23 protein-coding genes are annotated in these 25,985 nt (G+C 71.8%); 11 read left to right on the top strand and 12 right to left on the bottom strand.

Features of this window, described 5'->3' with window-relative positions; genetic code table 11:
- The first annotated feature begins 32 nt into the window (after positions 1–32).
- Genes JMJ56_RS04935 through JMJ56_RS04920 form a run of 4 tightly spaced genes read left to right on the top strand, consistent with a single transcriptional unit; the run spans position 33 to position 3,538 of the window.
- Positions 33–299, top strand: a complete 267-nt coding sequence (locus tag JMJ56_RS04935) for a DUF3253 domain-containing protein (protein ID WP_202830461.1) — start codon at positions 33–35, stop codon at positions 297–299.
- Positions 296–745 carry a DUF1499 domain-containing protein gene (locus tag JMJ56_RS04930; protein ID WP_202830460.1) on the top strand — a complete coding sequence of 150 codons (450 nt, stop codon included), beginning with the start codon at positions 296–298 and terminating at the stop codon, positions 743–745. The genes JMJ56_RS04935 and JMJ56_RS04930 overlap by 4 nt, the downstream gene beginning before the upstream one ends.
- 27 nt (positions 746–772) lie before the next feature.
- Positions 773–2,503 carry an ABC transporter ATP-binding protein/permease gene (locus JMJ56_RS04925; protein ID WP_202830459.1) on the top strand — a complete coding sequence of 577 codons (1,731 nt, stop codon included), beginning with the start codon at positions 773–775 and terminating at the stop codon, positions 2,501–2,503.
- Positions 2,504–2,560: 57 nt separating this feature from the next.
- Entirely contained in the window at positions 2,561–3,538 is a 978-nt protein-coding gene (locus JMJ56_RS04920; RefSeq protein ID WP_202830458.1) for a YihY/virulence factor BrkB family protein, read from the top strand.
- Positions 3,539–3,542: 4 nt separating this feature from the next.
- Here JMJ56_RS04920 and recQ read toward each other — a convergent pair whose 3' ends face one another.
- The 5 genes from recQ to cydD all read right to left on the bottom strand — a co-directional run bounded on the left by recQ (position 3,543) and on the right by cydD (position 10,345).
- Complete coding sequence (recQ, locus tag JMJ56_RS04915; protein WP_236037410.1) at positions 3,543–5,390, bottom strand: DNA helicase RecQ; 1,848 nt, start codon at positions 5,388–5,390, stop codon at positions 3,543–3,545.
- A 127-nt stretch (positions 5,391–5,517) separates the two neighbouring features.
- Positions 5,518–5,904: an OmpA family protein gene (locus JMJ56_RS04910; RefSeq protein WP_202830457.1), complete on the bottom strand. Its 387-nt coding sequence runs from the start codon at positions 5,902–5,904 to the stop codon at positions 5,518–5,520.
- 149 nt (positions 5,905–6,053) lie between these two features.
- Positions 6,054–7,013, bottom strand: a complete 960-nt coding sequence (locus JMJ56_RS04905; RefSeq protein WP_202830456.1) for a radical SAM protein — start codon at positions 7,011–7,013, stop codon at positions 6,054–6,056.
- Positions 7,014–7,029: 16 nt separating this feature from the next.
- Positions 7,030–8,670: a thiol reductant ABC exporter subunit CydC gene (gene cydC, locus JMJ56_RS04900; protein ID WP_202830455.1), complete on the bottom strand. Its 1,641-nt coding sequence runs from the start codon at positions 8,668–8,670 to the stop codon at positions 7,030–7,032.
- Positions 8,671–8,674: 4 nt separating this feature from the next.
- The gene (cydD, locus tag JMJ56_RS04895; RefSeq protein ID WP_202830454.1) at positions 8,675–10,345 is read right to left on the bottom strand and encodes a thiol reductant ABC exporter subunit CydD; all 1,671 of its coding nucleotides are present in this window, start codon (positions 10,343–10,345) and stop codon (positions 8,675–8,677) included.
- 92 nt (positions 10,346–10,437) lie between these two features.
- On the opposite strand from cydD, the gene JMJ56_RS04890 reads away from it, so the two are divergent.
- Positions 10,438–11,328, top strand: a complete 891-nt coding sequence (locus JMJ56_RS04890; protein WP_202830453.1) for a polysaccharide deacetylase family protein — start codon at positions 10,438–10,440, stop codon at positions 11,326–11,328.
- Between the two features lie 4 nt (positions 11,329–11,332).
- Here JMJ56_RS04890 and JMJ56_RS04885 read toward each other — a convergent pair whose 3' ends face one another.
- The 5 genes from JMJ56_RS04885 to JMJ56_RS04865 all read right to left on the bottom strand — a co-directional run bounded on the left by JMJ56_RS04885 (position 11,333) and on the right by JMJ56_RS04865 (position 16,806).
- A complete protein-coding gene (locus JMJ56_RS04885) occupies positions 11,333–12,313 on the bottom strand; it encodes a TRAP transporter substrate-binding protein (RefSeq protein ID WP_202830452.1) in 981 nt (326 codons plus the stop codon).
- A 75-nt stretch (positions 12,314–12,388) separates the two neighbouring features.
- Positions 12,389–13,450, bottom strand: coding sequence for an SPL family radical SAM protein (locus JMJ56_RS04880; protein ID WP_202830451.1), 1,062 nt, complete (start codon positions 13,448–13,450; stop codon positions 12,389–12,391).
- Positions 13,440–14,495 (bottom strand): spore photoproduct lyase family protein, encoded by a 1,056-nt coding sequence (locus JMJ56_RS04875; RefSeq protein ID WP_202830450.1) that lies wholly within the window; start codon positions 14,493–14,495, stop codon positions 13,440–13,442. Before JMJ56_RS04875 ends, JMJ56_RS04880 begins: the two co-directional genes overlap by 11 nt.
- Positions 14,496–14,527: 32 nt before the next feature.
- Entirely contained in the window at positions 14,528–15,886 is a 1,359-nt protein-coding gene (locus JMJ56_RS04870) for a formimidoylglutamate deiminase (protein ID WP_202830449.1), read from the bottom strand.
- A gap of 17 nt (positions 15,887–15,903) precedes the next feature.
- On the bottom strand, positions 15,904–16,806 hold the full coding sequence (locus tag JMJ56_RS04865) for a lipid kinase (RefSeq protein ID WP_202830448.1): 903 nt from the start codon (positions 16,804–16,806) through the stop codon (positions 15,904–15,906).
- A 93-nt stretch (positions 16,807–16,899) separates the two neighbouring features.
- Here JMJ56_RS04865 and JMJ56_RS04860 point away from each other — a divergent pair, with 93 nt between their 5' ends.
- From JMJ56_RS04860 to JMJ56_RS04835, 6 genes are all read left to right on the top strand, one after another.
- Positions 16,900–17,598: a phosphatase PAP2 family protein gene (locus tag JMJ56_RS04860; RefSeq protein ID WP_202830447.1), complete on the top strand. Its 699-nt coding sequence runs from the start codon at positions 16,900–16,902 to the stop codon at positions 17,596–17,598.
- A gap of 214 nt (positions 17,599–17,812) precedes the next feature.
- Entirely contained in the window at positions 17,813–19,489 is a 1,677-nt protein-coding gene (gene hutU, locus JMJ56_RS04855; protein WP_202830446.1) for a urocanate hydratase, read from the top strand.
- Positions 19,490–19,507: 18 nt separating this feature from the next.
- A complete protein-coding gene (hutH, locus tag JMJ56_RS04850) occupies positions 19,508–21,007 on the top strand; it encodes a histidine ammonia-lyase (RefSeq protein WP_202830445.1) in 1,500 nt (499 codons plus the stop codon).
- Complete coding sequence (gene hutI, locus JMJ56_RS04845) at positions 21,007–22,191, top strand: imidazolonepropionase (RefSeq protein ID WP_202830444.1); 1,185 nt, start codon at positions 21,007–21,009, stop codon at positions 22,189–22,191. The genes hutH and hutI overlap by 1 nt, the downstream gene beginning before the upstream one ends.
- Complete coding sequence (locus JMJ56_RS04840) at positions 22,191–22,607, top strand: PaaI family thioesterase (protein ID WP_202830443.1); 417 nt, start codon at positions 22,191–22,193, stop codon at positions 22,605–22,607. Before hutI ends, JMJ56_RS04840 begins: the two co-directional genes overlap by 1 nt.
- Positions 22,577–23,341 (top strand): hypothetical protein, encoded by a 765-nt coding sequence (locus JMJ56_RS04835; RefSeq protein WP_202830442.1) that lies wholly within the window; start codon positions 22,577–22,579, stop codon positions 23,339–23,341. The genes JMJ56_RS04840 and JMJ56_RS04835 overlap by 31 nt, the downstream gene beginning before the upstream one ends.
- On the opposite strand, the gene JMJ56_RS04830 is transcribed toward JMJ56_RS04835, so the two are convergent.
- Positions 23,338–24,864, bottom strand: a complete 1,527-nt coding sequence (locus tag JMJ56_RS04830) for a flavin monoamine oxidase family protein (protein WP_328702271.1) — start codon at positions 24,862–24,864, stop codon at positions 23,338–23,340. The two genes, JMJ56_RS04835 and JMJ56_RS04830, sit on opposite strands and share 4 nt — an antisense overlap.
- Positions 24,861–25,946 carry an isocitrate/isopropylmalate dehydrogenase family protein gene (locus JMJ56_RS04825; RefSeq protein WP_202830441.1) on the bottom strand — a complete coding sequence of 362 codons (1,086 nt, stop codon included), beginning with the start codon at positions 25,944–25,946 and terminating at the stop codon, positions 24,861–24,863. The genes JMJ56_RS04830 and JMJ56_RS04825 overlap by 4 nt, the downstream gene beginning before the upstream one ends.
- Positions 25,947–25,985: the final 39 nt, after the last annotated feature.

Raw genomic sequence — 25,985 nt, 5'->3', positions numbered from 1 at the left:
GCGCCGACGCGGGGCTTATGGTGCCGCCCAGCATGAGCCCCGCCCCCGACCAGGCCGTCATCACGGCCGAGATCCTCCGTCAGACCGCCGAACGCGGCGCCGAGAAATCCATATGCCCGAGCGAGGTGGCGCGCGTCCTCGCCGGCGACGAGGAATGGCGGCCGCTGATGGGTCCCGTCCGCCAGGCGGCGATCGCGCTCAGCCGTGAGGGAGCGGTCGAGATTCTCCGCAAGGGCAAGCCGGTGCCGCCCGAGGAGGTCCGCGGCGTCATCCGCCTCCGCCGGCGGGCCGGGGCATGAGCGCGCCGATCAGCGCCCTGTTCGGCCGCGGCGGGGCCGGACTGCCACCGGCCGAGCCGCTCGATTTTGCCCGGCTCGCCCTGCCGCCCTCGCCCAACACTTGCCTCGCCGCGCCGCCGGGCGGCCATCCGCAGGCGCATGTCACCGTGCCGCTCCTCCCCGTCGATGCCGCGACCGCCTGGCCGGTGCTGCGCCGCCTGGGCGAGGGCTTCCCGCGCACCACCCTCGTCCGCGACTGGCCGGAGCGGCGCCAGGCGCAATGGGTGGAGCGCTCGGCGCTGATGAACTACCCGGACATCGTCGTCGCGGAGCTGGTTCCTGCCCCCGGGGGTGCCGGCCTCTTCCTCTATTCGCGCAGCCTCTTCGGCTGGTCCGACCTCGGCGTGAACCGCCGCCGGGTGGAGCGCTGGCTCGCCGCCCTCGACGCCGCTCTGCGCCGGCACTGATCCCCCTTCCTCCCCGGAGTGCCTGCCATGCGCCGCCTCGGCCATTTCCTTTCCGATGCCTGGACCGTGGCGGGCCCCTATTGGCGGAGCGAGGAGCGCTGGAGGGCCCGGCTGCTGCTCGGCGTCGTCATCCTCCTGAACCTTTCCCTGGTCGGGATGAGCGTGCTGCTCAGCTACTGGAACCGGGAATTCTTCAACAGCCTTCAGGAGAAGAATGCCGAGGCCTTCTGGGCGCTGCTCTTCTGGTGGCGGCAGACCGACAGCGGTCCGATGCCCGGCTTCGTCTTCGTCGCCGCCCTGTACATCCTGATCGCGGTCTATGCGCTCTACCTGCGCCAGGCCCTGCAAATCCGCTGGCGGTCCTGGCTGACGCGGGAAGTGCTGGACCGCTGGCTCGCCGACCGCGCCTATTACCGCGTGGCACTGACCGACTCCGGCACCGACAACCCGGACCAGCGCATCGCCGAGGACCTCCGGCAGTTCGTCGACAACACCCTCGCCCTCGGCCTCGGGCTGATGCGCTCGGTCGTCACGCTGTTCAGCTTCGTCCTGGTGCTCTGGGGCCTGTCGGGGCCGGCGACGATCCTCGGCATCACCATCCCAGGCTACATGGTCTGGGTGGCGCTGGCCTATGCGGTGGTGGGGACGGGCCTCGCCCACCTCGTCGGCCGCAGCCTGATCCGGCTGAATTTCCAGCAAGAACGGGTGGAGGCGGATTTCCGCTATGCCCTGGTACGGCTGCGCGACAATGCCGAGGGCATTGCCCTCTATGGCGGCGAGGCGGATGAGAAGCGCGGGCTCAGCGACCGCTTCGGCGCGGTGATCGGCAATTGGTGGGCCATCATGGTCGCCACCAAGCGCCTCACCTTCTTCACCAGCGGCTATGCGCAGGTGGCGATCATCTTCCCTTTCATCGTCGCGGCGCCGGCCTATTTCGCCGGACGCATCCCGCTCGGCGGGCTGACCCAGACCTCGGGCGCCTTCTCCGAGGTGCAGGGGGCGCTTTCCTGGTTCGTCGACAATTACTCGTCGCTGACGGAATGGCGGGCGACGGTGCTCCGCATCCGCGGATTCATCGGGGCGATCGAGGAAGCGCGGGCGGCGGCCGGCAGCGGCATCCAGGCCGTGCCGGATGGCGGCGATGAGCTGGTGCTGGAGGATGTGACGATCCGCCTGCCGGATGGCCGGGTGCTGATCGAGAATGCCTCGGCCCGGATCGCGCCGGGCGAGGCGGTGCTGATCGCCGGCCGCTCGGGCAGCGGCAAGTCCACGCTGTTCCGCGCCCTGGCCGGGCTCTGGCCCTTTGGCCATGGCCGGGTGCATGTGCCGGCGGAAGGGCGGCTCTTCCTGCCGCAGCGGGCCTACCTGCCGCTCGGGACGCTGCGCCGGGCGGTCTGCTACCCGCGCGACGCGGCCGAGTTCAGCGATGCCGCCATCCACGAGGTGCTGGAGGCTGCCGGGCTCGGCCATCTCACCGCGCGGCTCGATGAGGTGGAAACCTGGGACAGGCTGCTCTCGGGCGGCGAGCAGCAGAGGGTGGCGCTCGCCCGCGCCCTGCTGCTGCAGCCGCGCTGGCTCTTCCTCGACGAGGCGACGGCGAGCCTCGACCCGGAGGCGGAGTCCCGCTTCTACAAGCTACTGAAGGAGCGGCTTCCTGGCACCTCGCTGGTCTCCATCGCCCATCGCCCGGCCGTCGCGCAGTACCACCATCGGGCGCTTCGGGTGCGCGACGGGCATCTCGTCCCTGCCCCGGCCTGACGGCCGCGGAAACCCCTTCCGACCCCGGATGTTTGTGCGGCGGCGGGAGACGGATGGATGCTGAACCGGGTTTGGATGCTGCTGCGCGAGACGGTCGAGGGCTATATCGAGGACGAGGCGTTGGGCCGCGGCGCGGCGATCGCCTACTACACGGTCTTCTCCATTGCACCTTTGCTGGTCATCGCCACCGCCATCGCCGGCATCTTTTTCGGTGAGGATGCGGTCCGCGGCGCCATCGCCGAGCAACTTCGCGGCCTGCTCGGCAGGACCGGGGCAGAGACGGTGGAAGCCATGGTCCGCGGCGCTGGCGACATGACCTCCGGCACCATCGCCACGGTCATCGGCGTTGTCACCCTGTTGCTGACGGCAAGCGGCGTCTTCGGCGAGCTGCAGGCGGCGCTGAACGCCATCTGGCGGGCAAAGCCGCCCGAAGGCGGCGCGGTGACGCGGCTGATGCGGGCCAAGCTGGCGAGCCTCGGCCTGGTGGCGGCGACCGGCTTCCTGCTGCTGGTCTCGCTGATTGCAAGTGCGGTGCTGTCGGCATTGATGACCTGGTTCCGCGACCAGCTGCCGGAGATGCTGCTGTTGCTGGGTGCGGCCAATTTCCTGATCTCGTTCCTGATGGTCACGGTCCTCTTCGCGGCGATCTACAAAATCCTGCCGGACCGCGAGATCGGCTGGCGCGATGTCGCCGTGGGCGCGCTGGTGACGGCCTTCCTCTTCACCGTCGGCAAGACGCTGATCGGCTGGTATGTCGGCAGCAGTCATGTGGCGACCAGCTACGGCGCCGCGGGAGCCCTGATGGTGGTGCTGCTTTGGGTCTACTACTCGGCCCAGGTTTTCCTGCTTGGGGCGGAGTTTACCCGCGCCTGGGCCGGCCTGCAGGGAAGTCCTGCGGGCCAGGCGGCGCTGGCCGAGGCGCCGCATCACCGCGGGCGGGACCGGAAGGCCCAGAAGCGGGCCGAGACCGGGCACTTTCTCGGCGGGGCCGCGGTGGCGGCCGTACTGATGGCGGTGTTCCGGCGGAAGAAATAGGCGTTCAGCCGATGTCCCGCACCACGCGCAACACGGCATCCGCATAGCGCTCCAGCTTGCTGCGGCCGACGCCCGGGATCATCGCCAGTTCCTCGGCATCCTGCGGACGGCGTTCGGCGATGGCGGCCAGCGTGTCGTTCTGGAAGATGACATAGGCCGGCACGCCCTGCTCGGATGCCTCGCGCTTGCGCCAGGCACGGAGCGCGTCGAACAGCGCATCCCCGGCCATGGCGGGCTCGGCGCTGCGGCCGCGCTCGCGCGGGCTCGGGGCGGTCAGGGCATCGACGCGGAGCATCACCCGTTCCTCGCCCTTCAGGATCGGCCGTGCAGTCTCGGTCGGGACGAGCTCGCCATGATTCTCCACCGCCACGTCGAGCGCGCCACGGGCGACGAGCTGCCGCGCCACGCCGCGCCAGGCGAGATCCGAGAGGTCGGCGCCGATGCCGAAGGTCTTCAGCTGGTCATGGGCGAACTGCGCGACCTTCGGCGTCAGCTTGCCGCGCAGCACGTCGACCACATGGCCCAGGCCGAAATGCCCCCCCGAGGGCAGCCGGGTGCGGACCACCGCGCTCAGCAGCTTCTGCGCCGGGATGGTGCCGTCGAAGAGGCGCGGCGGGTTGCGGCAGATGTCGCAGGCGCCGCATTGCTCGGGCCCCTGCTCGCCGAAGCAGCGCAGCAGGATGCGGCGCCGGCAGGTGGCCGCCTCGGCGATCGAAACCATGGCCTCCAGCCGCGCCCGCTCGATGCGCTTCTGCTCCGGCGTCGCAGGGCTACCCTCGATGCGATGGCGGGCGAGCGCGATGTCGCCCGCCCCGTAGAGCAGCAGCGCCCGCGCCGGCAGCCCGTCGCGCCCGGCGCGGCCGATCTCCTGGTACCAGCTCTCCGGCGAGCGGGGCAGGTCGAGATGCGCGACCCAGCGCACGTCGGGCCGGTCGATGCCCATGCCGAAGGCGATGGTCGCCGCCATGATGACGGCATCGCCGCGGGCGAAGCGGCGATGCGCCTGGCGCTTCGCCTCCCCCTCCATCCCGGCATGGAAGCAGAGCGCGTCATGCCCGTCGGCGCGCAGCCATTCGGCGGTCTGCTCGGTCTTGGCGCGGCTGCCACAATAGACGATGCCCGCGCCCGAGCCATCGCCTGCGGCCTTGATGAAGGCGCGAAGCTGCGCCCGCTCCTGCTCTCGCGGCTCGGCCGTGATGAAGATGTTCGGCCGATCGAAGCCGCCGCGGAAGACCGGGCTCTCGGCAAGGCCGAGCTGGGCACGGATATCCTCGACCGTGCGCGGATCGGCCGTCGCAGTCAGGGCCAGGCGTGGCACGCCTGGAAAGCGCTCGGAGAGAAGGCCGAGGCCGCGGTACTCCGGGCGGAAGTGATGGCCCCATTGGCTGACGCAATGCGCCTCGTCGATGGCGAAGAGAGCGAGTGGACGGCGCGCCAGGAAGTCGAGCGTGCCTTCGAGGGTCAGCCGCTCCGGCGAGATGTAGAGCAGCTTGACCGCGCCACGGGCGAGGTCGCGCTTCACCTCCCGCGCCTCGTCCTCGGGCAGGTCGGAATGCAACGCCGCGGCGGCGATGCCCTGCTGGCGCAGGGCGGTGACCTGATCCTCCATCAGCGCGATGAGCGGCGAGACGACGACGCCAAGCCCCTCGCGGCAGAGCGCCGGCACCTGGAAGCAGAGCGACTTGCCGCCGCCTGTCGGCATGAGCACGAGGCCGGAGCCGCCCGCCATCACATGGCGGACGATTTCCTCCTGGCGACCGCGGAAACCGGGATGGCCGAAGACCCGATGCAGCAACTCGGCCGGGTCGGCAACAGCCCCCGGATGGGTCGGGGACTCCATGACATCGGGCATGCCGCCAACATGGCATGCGCCGGGGTCGGCGTCAGCCATTGTTGCGGTACGGCCTGCATTGGCCCACCGCCGGAGGGCCGATGCGGGCGATTCATGCCCCGGATGCGTCACCCGGGACGATCGCGGGCTAGCCGCCGAGAAGGATCTCCACGCGGCGGCTCTCGGTCGGGATCATCTCGTAGGAGACCGGCCCGCGCGGCTCGATGCGGATGCGGCTGCGCTCGATACCGGCGGCGACCAGCACATCGGCGACGTTGCGGGCGCGCGCCTCGGCCAGCGCCCGGTTGAAGCCGGCGCTGCCGTCCGGGGCGGTGAAGCCGCGCACGCGGATCGGGGCGCCGGGGCTTGCCTTGGCCCGCCCGGCCACCTCGGAGACGAGGCCTGCGGCATTCTCGTCGAGCGCGGCGCTGTCATTGGTGAAGAAGACGACGCTGCGGGACGCCGGGGCCTGGCTTGGCGCCTGACAGGCAGCCAGGGCCAGCATCGGCAGGGCGACGAGAAAAAGGCGACGCATAGGATTACTCCGGAAGCGATGTAAGTAGCTGGCGCGTAACGCAACTCAGAGGCGCGGATGCCACGAATCACGCAACCCTGATCGTCTCGCTTCTCGCATAGTGGCGGAAGCGACCGGCCATCACATTCCGGAGGGCGAAGCGGCCTGCCTCAGCGCGAGCAGGCTGCACCGCCAAGGACGCAGAACCTGGCGCAGTGCGGGTGGTTCAGCGCCACCGGGCGGGCGGCCTCGGCCAGCGTCCCGCCCAGCTCGAATTGCGGGTCATGCGGCAGCAGCGTGCAGGCCAGCACCGCAGGCGCCGCGGCGCCGCGACGCTTCACCAGCATCCGCGAGGAGGCGCACATCATGCTGTCCGGCGACTTGCCGAGAATGCCCCAGCAGGCGGTGGTGATCTCCGGCACGTCGGCCGCCGCATCCATCTCCGGGAAGAGCATCAGGGCCACCGGGTCCGCGGCATCGATCGGGATGCCTTGCTCGGCGAAGAGGCCAGCGAAGCCGTCGCGCATCGCGGCCTCCCCTTCCCCGCCAAAGGCGGCCCGCCCGGCGACATGGACGCGGAAGCCCTCGCGCGCCAGCCAGCGCAGCCCGTCGAGGGCGATGGCGAAGCTGCCCTCCTGCCGCTCTAGGTCGTGCAGCACTGCGCCGTAATGGTCGAGGCTGACGCGGAGAGTCAGCGCCTCGCCATACCGGTCCCGCAGCGAGAGGAGGGCCGCGGCGTGGTTGCGCATCGGCTTCATCGCATTGGTCAGCACCAGGGCGCGATGACCGCGAGAGAGCACATCTTCCAGCATCGCCGGGAGGTCGCGGTTGAGGAAGGGCTCGCCGCCGGTGAAGCCGATCTCCTCCACCGGCAGCCCGTCCCGGGCGATCTCGTCAAGGAAGGGACGGAGTTCGGCGGCGGTGATGTAGACCAGCGAGTCGTTCCGCGGGCTGCTCTCGATGTAGCAGTTGCTGCAGGCAATGTTGCAAAGCGTCCCGGTATTGACCCAGAGGCTGCGGAGGCCTCCGAGGGCGACCGTCGCGCGCGCCTCGCCCTTGGCCGTGACCCATGGATCGCGAAATTTGGCGGGGTCGAGCGGCGGCGGGGCGGTCGGGGCGAGAACGGACATGGCTGCGATCTAGCCCTCAGCCCGCCGCAGGCAAGGCCCGGCCACCGGCGAGGCGAATGATGCGCGTCGTCCGTTCCACCCCGGTCAGGCGATGAGCAATGAGGATAACGGTGCGGCCGGCCGTTACCTCCTCCAGGGTTTCGAGGAAGGCTCGCTCGGTTTCGGCGTCGAGGCCTGCTGTCGGCTCGTCGAGAATAAGCACCGGAGCGGCGGAAAGCAGCACGCGCGCCAGCGCCAGCCGCCGCGCCTGCCCTCCGGAGAAGCGGGCCCCACCCTCGCCGCAGCGGGTCTCAAGCCCTTCCGGCAGGGCCCTGACCAGGGTGCCGATGCCGGCGCGGTCGAGCGCCCGCCACAGCGCCGCCTCGGGCGCGAGCGGCGCCGCGATGCGGAGATTGGCGGCGATGCTGTCGTCGAACAGCCGGGCATCCTGGCTGAGGCAGGCAATGCGGCGGCGGACATCCTCGGCGGCGAGGCTCGCCAGGTCTGTGCCGCCCAGGGTGATGCGCCCGGCCTGCGGCGCGGCGAGCTTCAGCAGCAGGGCAGCCAGGCTCGACTTGCCGATGCCGCTCGGCCCAAGCAGGGCAAGGCGGGTGCCCTCGGGCAGGTCGAGATCGAGCCCGTCGAAAACAGGCGGCCGGTCGGGCTCCCAGGCGAAGCATAGCCCCTCGATCCGGATCGCATGGCCAGTGGGCAGGTCAGCGGGTTGCGCCGGCTCGGTCAGGGGAGGCGGCGCGTCGGCCGCCTCCAGCAGGCGGCGGGCGCCGGCGGCGGCGGCGGCCAGCGCCGTCCCGGCCCGCGGCAGGACTCCGACCGTCTCCGCCGTCGCCAGCACGAGAAACAGCGCCAGGACCGTCATCCCCGGCGCCCCGCCGCCCAATCCCCAGGCGAGGGCGGCGAGCAGCGCCGCCTGGCCCAGCACCGTGCCGGCGGCACCGGCCAGGGCGGCGCGTCCTGCAAGGCGGCGCTGCGCCCGACCGAGCTTCCGCGTTTCTTCCGCCAGCGCCGCGCCGGCCCGTCCTTCGGCATTGGCGGCCAGCGTGTCCTCGATGCCGATCAGCGGATCGACTGCGGCGGCGCGCAGCCGGCCCTGCGCCGCGGCCGCCTCGGCCGCGGCGCGGGCAGCGCCCGGGGCGAGCAGGAATGGGAGGGCGAGGGCAAGCGCCAGCGGCAGGGCGACGGCTGCGGCGAGCAATGGATGCCCGGCCAGCAGCGCCACCACCACCAGCACCAGGGCGAGGGCGGCGGCGACCGGGACCATGACTTTCAGGTAGAGCCCGTCCAGCGCCTCCACATCCGCCACCAGCCGGCCGAGCAGGTCGCCTGAGCGGCGCAGGCCGATGCCGGCGGGCAGCCGCTCGGCGAGGCGGCGGAAGAACCAGACGCGGGTATCGGCCAAGGCTCGGAAGGTGGCTGCATGGCTCACCATGCGCTCGGCCCAGCGGGCGGCGGGGCGCAGGCCGATCAGCGGCTTGAGCAGGAAGAAGGAGACGGCGGCGGCGACGGCGGCACCGCCCAGCGCATCGGCCACGGCCTGGCCGGCGAGCGCCAGCAGCGCGGCACCGATCAGGGCGGAGAGGATGGTGACGCCGAGGCCGGCGGCGAGCCAGCCGCGCCGCGCCCGCCAGAGGCCGAGGATGCGGAGGAGGTCGGCAGTCATAACGCTATCCTTGCGCCAGCCGGGCGCTGCCGGCGGCACGGCCGCCGGTGATCTCCAGCACCCGGCCGAGCCGGGCGCGGGCGGCGGCGGAATGGCTGGCGATGATGGCAGTGCGGCCCATGCAGAGGCGCTGCAGGCTCTCGATCACCTCGGATTCCGTGCCCGGGTCGAGATGGGCGGTCGGCTCGTCGAGCAGGACAAGGGGCGTGTCGCGCAGGAAGGCGCGGGCGAGCGCCACCCGCTGCGCCTGGCCGCCGGAAAGCCCCCATCCCCCCTCGCCCACCAATGTGTCGAGCCCCTGCGACAGGCCGGCAGTGAAATCCAGCACCCGGGCAGCGGCGGCGGCGGCCTCGACCTGCTCGGGCGAGGCGTCCGGCCGGGCGAAGCGGATATTGTCGCGGATGGAGGCGCGGAAGAGATGCGGCTTCTGCCCGACATAGGAGGAGAGACGGCGCAGCTCGGCGGGCTTCAGCGCCAGGGCGTCCTGGCCGTTGATGGCGATGCGCCCGGCCTCGGGACGGTTGAAACCCAACAGCAGGCGGAGCACGGAGGACTTACCGGCGCCCGAGGGGCCGGCCAGCACCAGCGTCTCGCCGGCATTGACCCGGAAGGAGAGGCCGTCGAGGGCGGGCGGGCGGGCCGGGTCGTAGGTGAGGCGCACATCGGTGAAGGTGACGACGACGCGGGGCGGCATCTCCTCAAGCAGGAGACCGCCCGGCTCCTCGGCCAGCAGCAGAGGGGCGAGGGCGGCGGCGGCGCCGGCGGCGGAAAGGCGTTCGTGATAGGCGGCGGCGAAGCTGCGCAGCGGAGCGAAGAAGGTGGGCACAAGCAGCAGGCAGAAGAGGCCGGCGGCGGGGTCGCCGCCTTCCAGCGCGCCGTGGCGCCAGGCGATGCAGGCGAGCGCCAGGGCGGAGAGCAGCTCCAGCGCGGTGCCGGAGAGGAAGGCGACGCGCAGCACCTTCATGGTCCGCTGCCGCAGCTCGTCGGCGGCTTTGCCCAGCGCCTCGGCCTCCGCCTCCTGGCGGTTGAAGAGGACGAGGGTCGGCAGGCCGCGCATGCGGTCGAGGAAGCGACCGGAGAGGCGCTCCAGGGATTCGAACTGGCGGCGGCTGGCCTGGGCGGCGCCGATGCCCGTCGCCGCCATCGCCACCGGGTAGAGCAGGCCGGCGATCAGCAGCAGCAGGCCGCTGCGCGGGTCGGCGGTGCTGGCGGCGGCGATAACCATCAGCGGCGAGAGCAGGGCGAGCATGGCGGTCGGCAGCCAGCGGCCGAAATAGCCGTCCAGCGCTTCCACCCGGTCCACCGCCAGAGAGGCCGCCTCGCCCACTCCGCGCGGGGCGGCGGGGCCGGCGGCGAGCAGCCGGGCGAAGGCGGCGTCGCGAAGCCGGGTGCGGGCGGCCTCGCCGGCGGCGAGCTGGGCGCGTTCCTGGGCGAGGCCAAGGGCGGCGCCGAGCAGGGCCAGCGCAGCGGCGGCGGCGAGTTCCGGCCAGCCGGCGCCGGGGTTGCCGAGCAGGGCGGCGAGCAGCCGCGCCGTAAGCCAGGTGGTGCCGAGCGCGCAGGCGGTGGCGGCCACCCCTAGCAGGACGGGCAGCAGGACGCGGCCGCGCAGGGCCCGGGATTCACGGCGCAGCAGGGCGCGCGCTGCGTCCTGGCGGCCAGCCGAGGGGGAAGCCATGCCGTATAATAGGGTGTCGGTGGGGCTACGTCACCTTGCACTGCTGCAAAGGGCCGGGCAGATGCTGTCCATTCGTTCCGGGAGCCCGCCGCATGCTGCCGAGCCATGGCCGCTACGACTACCACCCCTGGCCCGATCGGCCCCGCTATGCCTGGCCGGGCGGCGCGAAGCTCGCTGTCTATCTCGGGGTCAATCTCGAGCACTTCGCCTTTGGCGAGGGGCTGGGGGCGGAGCTGGCGCCCGGCGGGCCGCAGCCGGATGTGCTGAACCATGCCTGGCGGGACTACGGCAACCGGGTCGGCGCCTGGCGGCTGATCGAGCTGCTCGATGCGCTCGCCCTGCCGGCGACGGTGCTGCTCAACAGCGCGATGTACGATCATGCCCCGCACCTCGTCGCGGCGCACCGGGCGCGGGGCGACGAGATCGCCGGGCATGGGCGGACCAACAGCGAGCGGCAATCAGTCCTCGACGAGGGGCTGGAGCGGGCGCTGGTCGCCGCGAGCACGGCGGCGATCCTGGCGCATGAGGGGGTAGCGCCGCGCGGCTGGCTGTCGCCCTGGATCGCCGAGAGTCGGGTGACGCCCGACCTGCTGGCCGAGGCCGGCTACCGCTACACGCTCAACTGGTGCATGGACGACCAGCCGGTCTGGATGCGGACGCGGTCCGGGCGGCTTCTGGCCATCCCCTACCCGCAGGAGGTGAACGACATCCCCTCCGTGGTGGCGCGCAAGGATGGCGCGGAGCAATTCGCGGCCATGGCGCTCGCGGATTTCGAGGAGCGGCTGGAGCAGGTGGCGCGGGACGGCATCCCGCAGGTGATGGGGATCGCGCTGCACCCCTACATCGTTGGCCAGCCCTACCGGCTGCGGGCGCTGCGAGGTGCGCTTTCGGCCATTGCCGCGCGGCGGGGCGAGGTGTGGATCACCACCGCCGGCGCCATCTTCGACCATGTGGCGGCGCTGCCCGAAGGCAGCACCACCTGAGCCGTCACTGGCGCAGCAGGGCGCGGTAGCGGTCCAGCATGGCCCGCCCGTCGGGACCCGCCTTGGCGAGCCATTCCTCCTCCTGCTTGGCCCCGATGGCGCGGAGGCCGGACATGAGGGCCTCGCTCGGCGCCGGGGCCTGCATCCCATGGGCCTGGAGGCGGGCGGTCATTTCCCGCTCGGAGGCCTGGGAGGCCTCGAGGCCGCGGGCCGTGGCGCGCTCGGCGGCGGCGGTGATGGCGGCTTGGGTCGCCGCATCGAGCGAGCGCAGCGCCCGGGTGTTCACCACGACCACGTTCCGGGTCAGGGTGAAGCCGATGTTGTAGAAGTACTTCGAGTAGTCCCAGGCGGAGCTGTCGACGCCGGTCTGGGCGCTCGTCACCATGGCATTGACGATGCCGGTGGCGAAGGCCTGGGGGATGTCGGCCGCCTGCACCAGCACCGGCGTCGCGCCGAGCAGCTCCGCCATGCGGGCGATGATCGGCGTCTGGGCGCGGAAGCGGCTGCCGCGGAGGTCGTCCACGCTGCGCAACTCGGTGCGGCTGTAAAGGGCCTGGCTCGGCCAGGGGACCATGTAGAGGGCGGTCAGGCCCTGGCGCTCGAGCCGGGCGAGGATGGCTGGCTCGATCGCCTGGCCGAGGGCGCGGCCTTCCATCCAGTTGCTGGCGAGGAAGGGGATGAAATCGACCTCGTAGATCGGGTCCTCGTTGCCATAGGCGCCGAGGAGGAATTCACCGAGCTGGATCTGACCGGTCTGCACGCCGCGCTTGATCTGCGTCAGCGGCATCAGCGAGGCGTTGCTGTGGAGCTGGACGGCCAGCTTGCCGGGCGCCGCGGCCTCGATATCGGCGAGGAAGGCGCGGACGGTCTGGGTGTGGAAATTGGCGTCCGGATAGGCGGTGGCCATGACCCAGCGGGTCTGCGCAACGGCCGGCGCGGCCATGGCGATGAACGCGGCGAAGGCCGCGGTGACGAGGCGGTGCATGCCGCTCCTCCCTGAGTGCAGGTGTGCCGTGGAGCGGGCGTTCTTCCCGGCTGCGTTATGGCAGGGGGCGGCGGCTCAGGTCCAGTAGAGGCGGCGGGCCTGGGGCAGGTGGCGGGCGAGGCTCGCCTCAAGCCCGCGGCGGAGCGCGGCCATCTGCTCGCGCGGGAAAACATATTTGATGCCACCGAATTTCGTCGTCTTCCGGCTGCGGCTCGCATCCTCCATCTCCAGCCGGCTGCCCGGGTACCAGCCGCGCAGGATCTTACGCGAGGACTCGGTGAAGCGGTGGGTGATGAGCTCGACGGTGAGGTCGGGGTCGGGGATGCCGTCCAGCGCCGTGGCGCAATCGGCGAGCAGCCGGTCGTATTGCATCTCCCAATCCGGGATGGGCAGGATCGGCGCGATGGTGAGGCCGATGCGATAGCCGGCCTCGGCCATGCGGCGTAGCGCGGCCAAGCGAGCCGGCATGCGCGGCGTGCCACCCTCGAAGCGCTCCGCCCCCGCGGCATTGAGCGAGAAGCGGATGCGCGTGCGCCGGTTGTGCGGCAGGCCGAGCAGCGGCTCCACCGCATCGTACTTGGTGGTGAAGCGGAGCTGGACCGGCGCCTCCCACGCGCCGAAACGGCGGATGGCGGTGGCGAGAGCGCCGGTGATGTGCTCGAGCGCCAACGGGTCGGTGTAGCAGGAACACTCGAAGGTGGTGCCCTCCCCTGCCCTCGCCGCGTCGGTCGAGGTGACGCGGCCCTGGCCGAGCAGCGGCGGCAGCTCGGCAAGGATCTCCGGCAGGTTGGCATAGGCGCGGATGATCGGCGGTCCCGCCAGCGAGCCCGCGAGGTAGCAGTACTGGCAATGGGCCGGGCAGCCGGCGGCGAGGTCGAAGCGGAAATCGGCGCTGGGCGGGATCGGCTGGGGGCGGCGCTTGCTGGGCGGGGCGACGACCAGGGCGAGGGTCGTTTTGGCGTCGCGGTAGGTGTCGGGAAGGCCAGTAAGGCGGTCCGACTTCAGCCGCACCAGCTCGGCGCCGAGGGCGGCGGCGCGCTCGGCCATGGCGGCGCCCTCCGGCCAGGCGAGGGCGGCGGGCGTCGCCAGCACGCGCTTCGGCACCCAGAGGCGCGGCGGGGCGGCGTCAAAAGGCATAGCGCACCCGGCAATAGGGCATGTGCTGCGCAAGGAGGGCCTGGAAGCGGGCGAGCCACTTGCCCTTCCAACCCGTGCGGTAGCGGAGGTTCACCCCGCCCGCCTCGGAGCGCTTCTCCTCTTGGATGTCGGGGCGCCAGAGCATCTCCTCGGCCTTGGGGTGCCAGGCGAGGTTGACGTCGTGCAGCGCCTCGTTGTGGGTGAGCATAATGATCTCGGCCGCCAGTTGCTGCTTCACCGCAGCGGGCAGCAAGTCGTCGAGTTCCGCGAAGAGGGCGGTCCATTCCGCCTCCCATCCCTCGTGCAGGACGACGGGGGAGAAGTTCAGATGGACCTCGTAGCCGGCACGGTGCAACTCGGGAACGAAGGCCATGCGCTCGGCGATGGAGGGGGCGCGCACGTCGAGCAGCTTCGCAATGCCATGCGGCATCAGCGACATGCGGATGCGGGTGCGGCCCTGCGGGTCGTAGCCGAGCAGCGCTGGGGTGACGCCCTTGGTGGCGAAGCTGCCCTTGGCCTTGGGCAGGGTGCGGAAGAGGGCGACGAGGTCGCGGACATTGTCGGAGATCAGCGCATCGACGGAGAGGTCGCCATTCTCGCCGAGGTCGTAGACCCAGTCTCGCGGGTCGACCTGATTCGGCTCCGGCTTCGGCCCCTGCTTGGTGGCGTGGCGGGCGGTGGCGGCCAGGATCTGCTCGATATTGGCGAAGACGGTGATCGGGTTCGCATGGCCCTTGCGCCGGGCGACATAGCAATAGGCGCAGGCCATGGCGCAGCCATTAGAGCTGGAAGGGGCGATGAAGTCGGCGCTGCGGCCATTCGGGCGGAAGGGCAGGCCCTTCTTCACGCCGAGGACGAGCACCTCGCGCTTGGGGCGGAGGTAGTCCTCCGGCTCGGCCTCGCGGAGTTCGGGAATGCGCCAGTGGGAGGCGACCTCGACACGCTCGGCTGCGGGGAAGCGGGCGAGCACTTCCTGGCCACGCGGCAGGGCGGCAGCCGCCGGTTCGAGATAGATGCGGCGGATGTCGAGGAGCGGGGCGGCCATCCCCCATCAAATGGGGTCGCGGACCCGGAACGTCAGGCCAGGAGGCGGTGCATAACCTGCCCGTAGGCGGCGGCGATCGCCTCGCCGGCAATGTGGCGGCCGGCTTCCACGACGGTCCTGCCGCCGACGATGACGGTGCGGATGGGGTTGGCCGCGCCGGAGAAGACCCAGGCATCGAGCCGGCCGTCGCCCGAATGTCCGACGAGCGACGGATGGTCCGTATCGAGTTCCACCAGGTCGCAGCGGCGGGCGGGGGCGATGGCGCCGATGGGGCGGCCGCAGGCGGTGGCGCCGCCGGACAGCGCGCCTTTCAGCAGGAAGCGGCCGGGATGCGGCAGCGCCTCGCTCGCGGCGACGGCGCGGGACTGCAGCAGAAGGCGCTGGCCGGTCTCCAGCAGGCGGAGCTCGTCGCGGGCGGCGGTGCCGACATGGCTGTCGGTGCCAACCCCGAACCGGCCACCGGCGGCGAGCCAGGCGGGCAGCGGAAAGAAGCCGTCGCCGAGCGAGGCCTCGGTGGTCGGGCAGAGGCCGGCGACGGCGCCGGTCGCGGCCAGCGCCGCCGTCTCGGCAGGGTTCATATGGGTGGCGTGGATCAGGCACCAGCGCCCATCGACCGGCGCGTTGTCGAGCAGCCATTGCACCGGGCGGGCGCCGGTGGCGAGCAGGCATTCCGCCACCTCGCGCTGCTGCTCGGCGATATGGATGTGCAACGGCCCTGGCTCAGCCGCAACCGTTGCAAGCATCTCGGGCGTCACCGCGCGCAGGCTGTGCGGGGCGAGGCCGACCGCCGCCTGCGGGTCGTCGCCCATGGCCATGCGGCAGGCCTCGACGATTCGCAGATAGGCATCGGGGTCGTTGAGGAAGCGCCGCTGCCCCGGCGCAGAAGGGCGGCCGAAAATGCCGCCATGCCGGTAGAGCACCGGCAGCAGGGTCAGCCCAATGCCGGTGCGGCGGGCGGCGGCGAGGTTGCGCAGCGCCATCTCGGCCGGTTCGGTATAAGGCGTCCCGTCCGGCTGGTGGTGCAGGTAGTGGAATTCGGCGAGGCTGGTGAAGCCGCCCTCCAGCAACTCCACCTGAAGTTGTGCAGCAATCGCCTCCGCCTCCTCCGGGCCGAGGCGCTCGCCGAAGCGGTACATCACCTCGCGCCAGGACCAGAAGCTGTCCTGCCCCTCCGGGCTGCGCCGTTCGGTCGCCCCCGCCATAGCACGCTGGAAGCTGTGGGAATGGAGGTTCGGCAGGCCGGGGATCAGCGCCCCGCGCAGCCGCCGCGCCCCGCCCGGCGCCGCGCCGGGGGTGACGGCGGTGATGGTGCCGGCGGCATCGGCGGTGACCAGGACATCCGCCGCCCATCCATCGGGCAGCAGGGCGGCGGGAGCGTGAAAGTCGGGCATCGGCGCATCATGGCTCCTCACCCCGGCGGCGCGAAGACCCGGAGCGCGGCACGGTGCAGGCGGAAGACGGCCGGCGTATGCGTCGTCAGCTCGCCATCCGTGTTGACCGGCCGGGGCTTTCGCGTCCTGAGCTCCAGCGCCGTGGTGCGGAAGGCGCGGACATCGTGCCAGCGGCCCTGGGTGCCGCTGCGCAGCCAGGGAATCAGCGCCACCAGCCGCCACCAATGCGCGACCTCGAGGCTGTAGACGTCGAAGAGGCCGTCATCCGGCCGCGCATCCTCGGCGATGGTCATTCCGCCGCCGTAGTGCCGGCCGTTGCCGACCGAGACCTGGATGGTCTTCACCCGGCGTACCTGGCCGTCATGGATCAGCGTCGCGGTAAAGGGCCGGGCGCGGCGCAGCAGGCGGAAGGCGGCGATGCCATAGCCGAAGGTGCCCCAGCGCTGCTTCGCCTCGGCCTTCAGCTCGCCCGCCAGTTCGGCGCTGAAGCCGACGCTGGCAACGTTGAAGTAGCGGTGCCCGTTGACCTCGCCGAGATCGACCGGGCGCGGCTGCTCCGTGGCGATGACCTGCGCCGCCGCCTCCAGTTCAAGCGGGATGCCGAGGCTGCGCGCCAGGTCGTTCGCCGTGCCGAGGGGGAGGATGCCGAAGGGCAGCCCCGCCTCCTGCAGGCCGGGAATTGCAGCGTTCAGTGTGCCGTCGCCGCCGCCGATGACGATGCGGTCGATCCCCCCCTCCCCGGTCCCGTAGCGGCCGAGGCCGGCGGTGACGGCTTCGGCGCAGGACATGCCCGAGGGCGTTTCAAAGCGGGCGACGGCGAGGCCCGCCATTTCCAGCGCGTCATGCGCTGCCTCCGCCGCCTCGGCGCCTCGGCGCGCTTGGCGGTTCACGATCAGCAGAGCACGGCCCTGGTCCTGCATTAGCGGAATGTCCCGGCTTCGACCTGTTGCGGCGATGCAACCGGCGAAGCGGCCGGAGGTTGCCTGCGCATCGATATCACGGAACGATGCCGCATGCCCGATCCCGCCGAACCCCGCCCCCTGCCCCTGCGCTTCGGCCAATTGGCGCCGGTCCTGGCGCTCGCAGTCTGCGCCGGCGGGTTGTTCGGCTTCCTCGAGCTGATGGAAGTACTGGAGGGCGAAGGCCGCCATATCGACGAGGCCGTGCTGCTGGCTCTGCGGAACCCGGCCGACCCGGCAGACCCGCTCGGCCCGCCCTGGCTCGAGCTGACGATGCGCGACCTCACCGCGCTCGGCGGCATCCCCGTCCTCGGCCTGCTCTCGCTGCTGGCGCTCGGCTGGCTGGCGCTGCGGCGGCGCTGGCGCTCGGTCACCCTGCTGTTCATCGCCCTGCCCGGAGGGCTGTTGCTGAACACCCTGCTGAAGCGCGGCTTCGACCGGCCGCGGCCAAGCCTCGTCGCGCATCTGGTCGAAGTCGGGACCAGCAGCTTCCCGAGCGGCCATGCCATGCTCTCGGCCGTCGGCTTCCTCACCCTCGGCGCGCTGCTGGCCGGGGGGACGGAGCGGCGGCGGGAGCGCGGCTACATCCTCGCCGCCGCGGTGCTGCTGACGCTGGTGGTCGGTGGCAGCCGGGTCTATCTCGGCGTGCATTGGCCGAGCGACGTGCTGGCTGGCTGGTGCCTCGGCGCGGCCTGGGCGATGGGCTGCTGGCTGCTGCTGGATCTCGCCAGACGGATCTTTCCCAATCGGTGAATGCTGCGCTTGCGCCTTTGGCCGGGTCGGCCAGCCCGACCGGGAAGGCGGTCAGGATCGGGCCGATGCCGAGATGGCGTCTTGCCTCGCTACCTTGGAACACGAGGGCGCAGATCGCCTGCGGCGCGAGGCAGGGCACATCTTCGCCGGCGAAGCCGGGGCTGCGTGCCGTGCGATGGCTGACGTGGAGGACCGATCAGCTTATCATCGGGCAATGACCGACCTGGCGAACTCCCGGCTCCGCAATTCCCCCGCGATCCGCGCGCCGCGCGGGCTCGAACGCTCCGCCCTGCACTGGACGACGGAAGCGCCGTTGCGGATGCTGATGAACAACCTCGATGCCGAGGTCGCGGAGCGCCCGGGCGAGCTCGTCGTCTATGGCGGCATCGGCCGCGCCGCGCGCGACTGGGCCAGCTACGAGCGCATCGTCGAGGTCCTGCGCCGCCTGCGCGAGGACCAGACGCTGCTGGTGCAGTCCGGCAAGCCGGTCGGCGTCTTCGAGACCCACGCGGATGCGCCGCGCGTGCTCATCGCCAACAGCAACCTGGTGCCGCGCTGGGCGAGCTGGGAGCATTTCTCGGAGCTCGACCGCAAGGGGCTCATGATGTACGGCCAGATGACGGCCGGCTCCTGGATCTATATCGGCAGCCAGGGCATCGTGCAGGGCACCTACGAGACCTTCGCCGAGGCGGGGCGGCAGCATTTCGGCGGCGACCTCGCGGGCCGCTGGATCCTGACCGGCGGACTCGGTGGCATGGGCGGGGCGCAGCCGCTGGCGGGCGTCTTCGCCGGCGCTTCCGTCCTTGCCGTCGAATGCCAGCCCTCCTCCATTGAGAAGCGGCTGGAGACGAAGTATCTCGACCACCGGGCGGACAACCTCGATGAGGCGCTGGCCATGATCCGCACCGCCTGCGCGGAGCGCCGCGCGATCAGCGTCGGGCTGCTCGGCAACGCGGCGGAGATCTTCCCGGAGCTGGTCCGCCGCGGCGTCGTGCCGGACATCGTCACCGACCAGACCTCGGCGCACGATCCCGCCAATGGCTACCTGCCGGCCGGCTGGACGCTGGCGGAATGGGCGGCGAAGCGGGAGAGCGACCCGGCCGCCGTCGCCGCCGCCGCGCGGCGCAGCATGGTGGGGCATGTGCAGGCGATGCTCGACTTCCAGCGGATGGGCGCCAAGGTGCTCGATTACGGCAACAACATCCGGCAGATGGCGAAGGAGGAGGGGCTGGCGGACGCCTTCGGCTTCCCCGGTTTCGTGCCGGCCTATATCCGGCCGCTCTTCTGCCGCGGCATCGGTCCCTTCCGCTGGGCGGCACTCTCCGGCGACCCGGAGGACATCTACAGGACGGACGCCAAGGTGCGGGAGCTGATCCCGGACGATCCGCACCTGCATCGCTGGCTCGACATGGCGCGCGCGCGGATCAGCTTCCAGGGCCTGCCGGCGCGGATCTGCTGGGTCGGGCTCGGCCAGCGGGACCGGCTCGGCCTCGCCTTCAACGAGATGGTGGCGCGGGGCGAGATCGGGCCCGTCGTCATCGGGCGGGACCATCTGGATTCCGGCAGCGTCGCCTCGCCCAACCGCGAGACGGAGGCGATGCGGGACGGCTCGGACGCCGTCTCCGACTGGCCGCTGCTGAATGCGCTGCTCAACACGGCCTCCGGCGCCACATGGGTCTCGCTGCATCATGGCGGCGGCGTGGGGATGGGTTTCAGCCAGCATGCGGGGATGGTCATCGTCTGCGACGGCACGGCGGATGCGGCGCGGCGGCTGAAGCGCGTGTTGTGGAACGACCCCGCGACGGGGGTGATGCGCCATGCCGATGCGGGCTACGAGATCGCCATCGACTGCGCGCGGGAGCATGGGCTCGACCTGCCGGGCCTGGGCTGATCCGCCGAAGGAGGGACGATGACGGTCATTCCGGGCGAGGCCAGGCTCGGCCAGTGGCGGGCGGTGATGCAGGGCGAGGCACTCACGCTCTCCCCTGGCTGGCAGGCGGTGGCGCAGGCGAGCGTCACCGCGCTCGAGACCCGGCTGGCCACCGGGGAGGCGCTCTACGGCGTCAATACCGGCTTCGGCAAGCTGGCCGGCACGCGGATCGGCCCGGCGCAGCTCGCCCAGTTGCAGCTGAACCTGCTCCGCAGCCACGCCGCCGGCACCGGACCGCTGCTGCCGGCGCCGGTGGTGCGGCTGGTGCTCGGGCTGAAGGCGGCCTCGCTGGCGCGCGGCGCCTCTGCCATCCGGCCGGCGGTGATCGAGGCGCTGCTGGCCCTGCTCGCGGCCGATATCCTGCCCGCCATCCCGGCCCGCGGCTCGGTCGGCGCGTCGGGTGACCTGGCACCGCTCGCCCATATGGCACTGCTGCTGATCGGCGAGGGCGAGGCCTTCCAGGGCGAGCGAATCCTGCGAGGGCCGGAGGCCCTCTCGGCGGCTGGGCTCGCGCCCTTCGCCCTCGGCCCGAAGGAGGGGCTGGCGCTGCTCAACGGCACGCAGGTAAGCACCGCGCTGGCGCTTGCCGGCCTCTTCGCCGCGGAGGATCTGCTGCGGACAGCGCTCGTTGCCGGCGCCATGTCGGTCGATGCGGCACGCGGCAGCGACACGCCCTTCGATGCACGCATCCATGCGCTGCGCGGCCAGCCGGGACAGATCCGCGTGGCGGCGGCGCTGCGCGACCTGCTCGCCGGCAGCCAGATCCGCGAGAGCCACCGCGAGGGCGACCCGCGCGTGCAGGACCCCTATTCGCTGCGCTGCCAACCGCAGGTCGCCGGCGCCTGCCTCGATCTGCTCGCGCAGGCCGCAGCAGTACTGGAGCGCGAGGCCAACGCCGTCACCGACAATCCGCTGGTCATCGATGGCGAGGTGCTTTCGGGCGGCAATTTCCATGCGGAACCGGTGGCCTTCGCCGCCGATACCATGGCGCTGGCGCTCGCCGAACTCGGCACCATCAGCGAGCGGCGCATTGCCCTGTTGACCGACCCGGTGCTGTCCGGCCTGCCGGCCTTCCTCGTTCGCGACGGCGGCGTGAATTCCGGCTTCATGATCGCGCAGGTCACGGCCGCCGCGCTCACTGCGGAGAACCGCGCACTGGCCGTGCCGCGCAGCACCGACAGCATCCCGACCAGCGCCAATCAGGAGGACCATGTCAGCATGGCGACCGGCGCCGCGCTCCGCCTGCATGACATGGCGGACAACCTGGCCGGCATCCTCTCGATCGAGTTGCTGGCCGCGGCGCAGGGACTCGAATTCCACCGCCCGCTGCAAAGCGCCGCCTCGATTGAGGCGGCGCATGGGCTGGTGCGGGGCGCCGCCGCCGCCTGGGATGCGGACCGCGCCATGGCGCCCGACATTGCCGCCGTGAAGGCGCTGGTCGAGCGCGGCCGTTTCGCCGACCTGGTAGAGATCGCCTGATGTTCGACCGCGTCTGGCTGAACGCCCACCTGGCGACGATGCAGGGCACAGATCTCGGCCTCGTCGAGGACGGTGCGATCGCCGCGAAGGACGGCCGCATCGCCTGGCTGGGACCCCGTGCCGCCTTGCCCGCCGGCGGGATCGAGACCACGGATTGCGGCGGCGCCTGGATCCTGCCCGGGTTGATCGACTGCCACACGCATCTCGTCTTCGGCGGCGACCGCGCGGACGAGTTCGAGCGGCGGCTTGCCGGCGAGGATTATCAGGCGATCCTGAAGGAGGGTGGCGGCATCCTCTCGACCGTCCGCGCGACGCGGGCGGCGGGCGAGGAGGAGCTGCTCGCGGTCGCCCTGCCGCGCGCCGAGGCGCTGATGGCGGAGGGCGTCACCACCATCGAGATCAAGTCCGGCTATGGGCTGGAGCAGGAGGCGGAGCTGCGCCAGCTCCGCGCCGCCCGGCGCCTGGCCGAGGCGCTGCCCGTCGTGGTGCGGACGACGCTGCTCGCGGCGCATGCGGTGCCGCCGGAATTCGCCGGCCGCCGGGCCGAGTATGCGCGCCTCGTCGCCGAGGCGATGGTGCCCGCGGCCCAGGGCCTCGCCGATGCGGTCGATATCTTCCACGATCCGCTCGCTTTCGACAGCGAGGATGCGAGGCTGGTGATCGGCGCCGCCCGGCGTGCCGGGCTGCCGGTGAAGCTGCATGGCGACCAGCATGGCGACATGGGCAGCGCGGCGCTCGGCGCGGAATGCGGCGCGCTCTCGGTCGATCACCTGGAGCATGCGAATGCGGCAGGGCTCACTGCCATGGGACGGGCCGGGACGGTCGCCGTGCTGCTGCCGGGGGCGACGCTCTTCCTCCGCGAGACGCGCATCCCCGATATCGGCGCGATGCGGGCGGCGGGGGTACGGATGGCGGTCAGCACGGACATGAATCCGGGCTCCTCCCCTGCCCTCTCCCTGCTGCTGATGCTGAACCTCGCCTGCACGCTCTATCGCCTCACAGTCACCGAGGCGCTGCGCGGCGCGACGGTCGAGGCGGCGGCGGCGCTGGGGCTCGATGACCGAGGGCGGCTGGCGCCGGGGCTGCGCTGCGACCTCGCGCTCTATCGCATCGCCCGGCCGGCGGAGCTCTGCTACTGGATGGGCCGCAATCCCTGTATCGGCCGCGTGCTGGAAGGACGCTGATGGATCTCGACACCATGCTCGCCGTGATCCGTCGCGGCGTGCCGCTCGCCGAGGACTGGGGCGTCGAATTGCTCGAGGCCGAGGGCGGCCGCGCCCTGCTGCGCCTGCCCGCCTCGGCGCGGCTGCTGCGGCCGGGCGACACGCTCTCCGGCCCGGCGCTGATGGGGCTTGCGGATGTGGCCATGTGGGCGGCGCTGCTCTCGGTGAATGACGGGCGCGATAACAGCGTCACATCCACCATGACGGTGAATTTCCTCCGCCCCGCCGGCAGCGGCCCGGTGCTGGCCGAGGCGCGGCTCGTCAAGCGCGGCAGGCGCATGGTCTTCGGCGAGATCATGATCCGTGCGGAGGACAGCGAGGAGGTTGCCGTGCATGTGACGACGACATGGGCGGTGATCGCCCCGGCCGCGCGATGAAGCGGCTTGCCCTCGCCCTCGCCGCGCTGCTGCTGGCGTCGCCCGCCGGCGCCGCCGGCTTCGACGAATTCCAGGTTTATGACGGGCGCATTGCCGAACAGGGCGTGCCCGACATCAACATCCATTTCAATGCCGGTCGCCGCGGCCGGCTCGGCGACGGGGCGCCCCGCAACGGGCTGCTGGCGACGGCGGAGCTCGGCTTCGCCACCGCACCCTGGCACGAGGTGGCGCTGCTGCTGCCGGTCGCGCGCGAATTCTCCGGCGACACCTATGGCGGCGGGTTCAAGCTGCGCAACAGCTTCATCAGCCCGGGCGCCGACACCCGGCCCTTTGCCTATGGCATGGATATCGAGATCGGCCACCAGTCGACTCGCTTCGCCGAATCCAATCTGGCCTTGACCTTGCGGCCCATCATCGACATGCGCAGCGGGCCCTGGCAGCTCATCCTCAATCCGTCCGTGGTTTTCCCGCTCGGCCAGGGCGGCCCGGTCTTCGTGCCCTCGGTGCGCGGCGTGCGGCAGGTGGCGCCGATCGTCTGGCTCGGGCTGGAGCACTACATGGATTTCGGCCGTATCAGCCGGGGCGAGGGATTGCCGCAGCAGGGGCATCAGCTCTTCGTCACGACGGACATCAAGATCAGCAACCGCTTCGCCGTGCATTTCGGCCTCGGCCACGGGCTGACCCATGCGAGCGACCGCTGGCTCGGCAAGGTGATCCTCAGCGTGGATTTCTAGGCCATCCCTTCCAGTGCGGCCCAGGCGGAGAGCACTGCGCCTTCCTGCCAGCCGGTGAACCAGGAGAGATATTCTCCGGCGAAGTGATACGGGCCCTCCGGGGCGCGCAGCAGCGGGTAGAGGCTGCGCCGCTGCTCCGCCGTCCACTCCGCCCAGGCGCCACGCGCCCGCGGCATGCGCCGCCAGGCGATCGATACCGGCGCCGCAACCTCGCGCCCGAGGCCCGGATGCAGCACCTCGCCATCGGCCGCGATGACGGCGGCGCGCTCGGCGGGGCTGCGGGAACCGAAGCGCTCCCCGGTCTCATCATCCCAGATATAGGCGCCGATCAGGATGCCTTTCGCGGCATGAAAGCCGTGCGACGGGTACCAGATCTGCGTCGCTTCGCGCGGCATCCAGGAGATGCCGCCGTAGATCGCATGATCCTCCTCCCAAAAGCGCCGTTCGCATTGGAAGGCGAGCTTGGCGGCCGCAGCGTGATGCAGCGCGGCGAGCCCCGCCCTGCGCTCCGCCGAGAGGTCGGAGTCGAGCCGCGCCAGCACCGGCGCCGGCAGGGCGAGGAGGATGCGCGGCGCCTCCTCCTCGCGCACCGCGCCATCCATCCCGCGCCAGGCAACGCGCGCGCCTGATTCCGTGCGGCGGAGCGAGAGCACGTCCGCCCCCGTCACCAGCGCGTCGCCGACCGCCGCGGCGAGAGCGGCGGCGATGCGGTTCATTCCGCCGACCGGCTGCAGCATGGTCGCCGCATAATCGACGCCCTCGGCGAAGGCGGCCCCTTCCCAGAGCGCCGGTTCCAGCAGCAGGCGCGCGTCGAGCGGCGCCATGGCGCGCGGCGGGGCGAGGCCGGCGCCAGGCGGTTCTGCCCAGCCGGCGCGGGCGGTGCCGTTGTAGCGCATGTCCCGGTCGAGGGCGCCGAAGCGGCGCAGCATGGCCCGCAGCGCATCGAGATCGGCCTCGCCGAGCGGCGCCTCCGCCGTGCCGCGCTCCAGCCCTTTCGCCGCCAGCTCGGCGACCAAGCCGCGCAGGTCGGCCTGCACCCGCCGCATCGGCACCGGCCCGGCGGAGGAGGCGAGCAGCGCCGCCCGGTTTTCGTCGACCAGCACCTCCAAGGGCACGCCAAGCGTCCGGCAGTAGCCCAGGATGCCGCGATGGTGGTGCGGGATGCGCGCCGGACCAGGGTTGGCGTAGAGGTGCGGCGCGGCATCCCAGGTAACGCGCTGCGCCGGCCCGCCTTCTTCCTCGACCACGTCGCCGGAGCGCAGCGTCGTGCAGCGGCCGCCGGCTTGTGGGGCGGCCTCCAGCACCCGCACCGACCAGCCGGCCCGCCGCATCTCCAATGCCGCAACCAGCCCGGCGATGCCGGCGCCGACCACGAGCACCCGCCGCCCGTCCCGCGGCAGGGCGGGCGGCGCGGCGGCGGCCGGCACCGCCGGCAACCCGCCGAGCGCGGCGAGCACCGCGACCGCTGCCCGCGTCCCGCCGGCCGCCGCAGCGCCTTCCAGCAGGGCGCGGCGGGAGATCACCGGCCGAGCCGCTCCGTGACGGCCCGCACCACCGCGGCGGTGCCGTCGTCCCCGCCGATATCCGCGGTGCGCAGCCCCGCGGCGAAGGCGGCATTCACCGCCCCCTCCAGTTCCGCCCCCGCCTCCGCGAAGGCTTCGCCGGCGCCGCGGCTGGCGAGCCAGTCGAGCATCATCGCCGCCGAGAGCAGCATGGCCGTCGGGTTGGCGATGCCCTGCCCGGCAATGTCGGGCGCCGTGCCATGCGCCGGCTGGAAAACCGCATGCTCGTCGCCGATATCGGCCGAGGGCGAGAAGCCCATCCCGCCCACCAGCCCGGCGGCCAGGTCGGAGAGGATGTCGCCGAACATGTTCTCGGTCGGCAGCACGTCGAAAGCCCAGGGGCGCCGCACCAAGTCGAGCGCCATGGCGTCGACATAGTGGTGCCCACTGTCGACGCCGGGGAATTCCGCGGCGACGCCGTCGAAGACCGCGCGCATGAAGGCGAAGGCGCGGAAGACATTTGCCTTGTCGACCAGGGTGACGCGTCCAGGGCGGCCGAGCCGTGCCGCCCGTCGCTCGGCATGGCGGAAGCTAAAGCGGGAGAGCTTCTCCGTCGTGGCGCGGGTGATGCGAAGCGTCTCCTCCGCCCGGTCCTCCGTCACCAGCCCGGTGCCGCGTGAATGGAACAGCCCCTCGGTGCTCTCCCGGACCAGGACGAAGTCGATGCCCTGGGCGCGGGGGTCGGCCAGGGCGACTGGCACGCCGGGGATGGCGCGCACCGGCCGCACCCCGGCATAGAGGCCGAGGCGGAAGCGGAGGTCGAGTTGCGGCGCGATCTCCGTCCCGTCCGCCTGGCGGATGCCGGGCCAGCCCATGGCGCCGAGCAGGATGGCATCGGCCGCCTCGGCAGCGCGGAAGCTGGCTTCGGGGAAAGCCTCGCCAGTTGACTGGTAGTGAAAGGCGCCGGCCGGCAACGCTTCGGTCGAGAGGCCGATGCCGTGGCGCCGTGCCAGGGGCTCCAGAACCGCGAGCGTCGCATCGGTCACTTCCGTGCCGATGCCGTCACCCGGCAGCACCGCGATCCGTACCGAATTGGCGGCCATGCGCTTTCCCTTCCCGCTGCTTTGGCGGCATCCTGCGGG

Source organism: Belnapia arida (assembly GCF_016773205.1).
In the GTDB taxonomy this organism is placed as follows: domain Bacteria; phylum Pseudomonadota; class Alphaproteobacteria; order Acetobacterales; family Acetobacteraceae; genus Belnapia; species Belnapia arida.
The sequence above is the reverse complement of the archived record's forward strand: the minus strand, read 5'-3'. Positions and strand labels throughout refer to the sequence as shown.

Coding starts and splice junctions, on each gene's coding strand:
- JMJ56_RS04935 (WP_202830461.1), top strand. CDS start 33: ATGAGCCCCGCCCCCGACCAGGCCGTCATCACGGCCGAGATCCTCCGT.
- hutU (WP_202830446.1), top strand. CDS start 17,813: ATGACCGACCTGGCGAACTCCCGGCTCCGCAATTCCCCCGCGATCCGC.
- JMJ56_RS04865 (WP_202830448.1), bottom strand. CDS start 16,806: ATGCAGGACCAGGGCCGTGCTCTGCTGATCGTGAACCGCCAAGCGCGC.
- JMJ56_RS04930 (WP_202830460.1), top strand. CDS start 296: ATGAGCGCGCCGATCAGCGCCCTGTTCGGCCGCGGCGGGGCCGGACTG.
- JMJ56_RS04825 (WP_202830441.1), bottom strand. CDS start 25,946: ATGGCCGCCAATTCGGTACGGATCGCGGTGCTGCCGGGTGACGGCATC.
- cydD (WP_202830454.1), bottom strand. CDS start 10,345: ATGGCTTCCCCCTCGGCTGGCCGCCAGGACGCAGCGCGCGCCCTGCTG.
- JMJ56_RS04840 (WP_202830443.1), top strand. CDS start 22,191: ATGGATCTCGACACCATGCTCGCCGTGATCCGTCGCGGCGTGCCGCTC.
- JMJ56_RS04835 (WP_202830442.1), top strand. CDS start 22,577: ATGGGCGGTGATCGCCCCGGCCGCGCGATGAAGCGGCTTGCCCTCGCC.
- JMJ56_RS04905 (WP_202830456.1), bottom strand. CDS start 7,013: ATGTCCGTTCTCGCCCCGACCGCCCCGCCGCCGCTCGACCCCGCCAAA.
- JMJ56_RS04890 (WP_202830453.1), top strand. CDS start 10,438: ATGCTGCCGAGCCATGGCCGCTACGACTACCACCCCTGGCCCGATCGG.
- JMJ56_RS04885 (WP_202830452.1), bottom strand. CDS start 12,313: ATGCACCGCCTCGTCACCGCGGCCTTCGCCGCGTTCATCGCCATGGCC.
- JMJ56_RS04925 (WP_202830459.1), top strand. CDS start 773: ATGCGCCGCCTCGGCCATTTCCTTTCCGATGCCTGGACCGTGGCGGGC.
- JMJ56_RS04880 (WP_202830451.1), bottom strand. CDS start 13,450: ATGCCTTTTGACGCCGCCCCGCCGCGCCTCTGGGTGCCGAAGCGCGTG.
- JMJ56_RS04870 (WP_202830449.1), bottom strand. CDS start 15,886: ATGCCCGACTTTCACGCTCCCGCCGCCCTGCTGCCCGATGGATGGGCG.
- JMJ56_RS04875 (WP_202830450.1), bottom strand. CDS start 14,495: ATGGCCGCCCCGCTCCTCGACATCCGCCGCATCTATCTCGAACCGGCG.
- hutH (WP_202830445.1), top strand. CDS start 19,508: ATGACGGTCATTCCGGGCGAGGCCAGGCTCGGCCAGTGGCGGGCGGTG.
- JMJ56_RS04920 (WP_202830458.1), top strand. CDS start 2,561: ATGCTGAACCGGGTTTGGATGCTGCTGCGCGAGACGGTCGAGGGCTAT.
- recQ (WP_236037410.1), bottom strand. CDS start 5,390: ATGCCCGATGTCATGGAGTCCCCGACCCATCCGGGGGCTGTTGCCGAC.
- JMJ56_RS04860 (WP_202830447.1), top strand. CDS start 16,900: ATGCCCGATCCCGCCGAACCCCGCCCCCTGCCCCTGCGCTTCGGCCAA.
- cydC (WP_202830455.1), bottom strand. CDS start 8,670: ATGACTGCCGACCTCCTCCGCATCCTCGGCCTCTGGCGGGCGCGGCGC.
- hutI (WP_202830444.1), top strand. CDS start 21,007: ATGTTCGACCGCGTCTGGCTGAACGCCCACCTGGCGACGATGCAGGGC.
- JMJ56_RS04910 (WP_202830457.1), bottom strand. CDS start 5,904: ATGCGTCGCCTTTTTCTCGTCGCCCTGCCGATGCTGGCCCTGGCTGCC.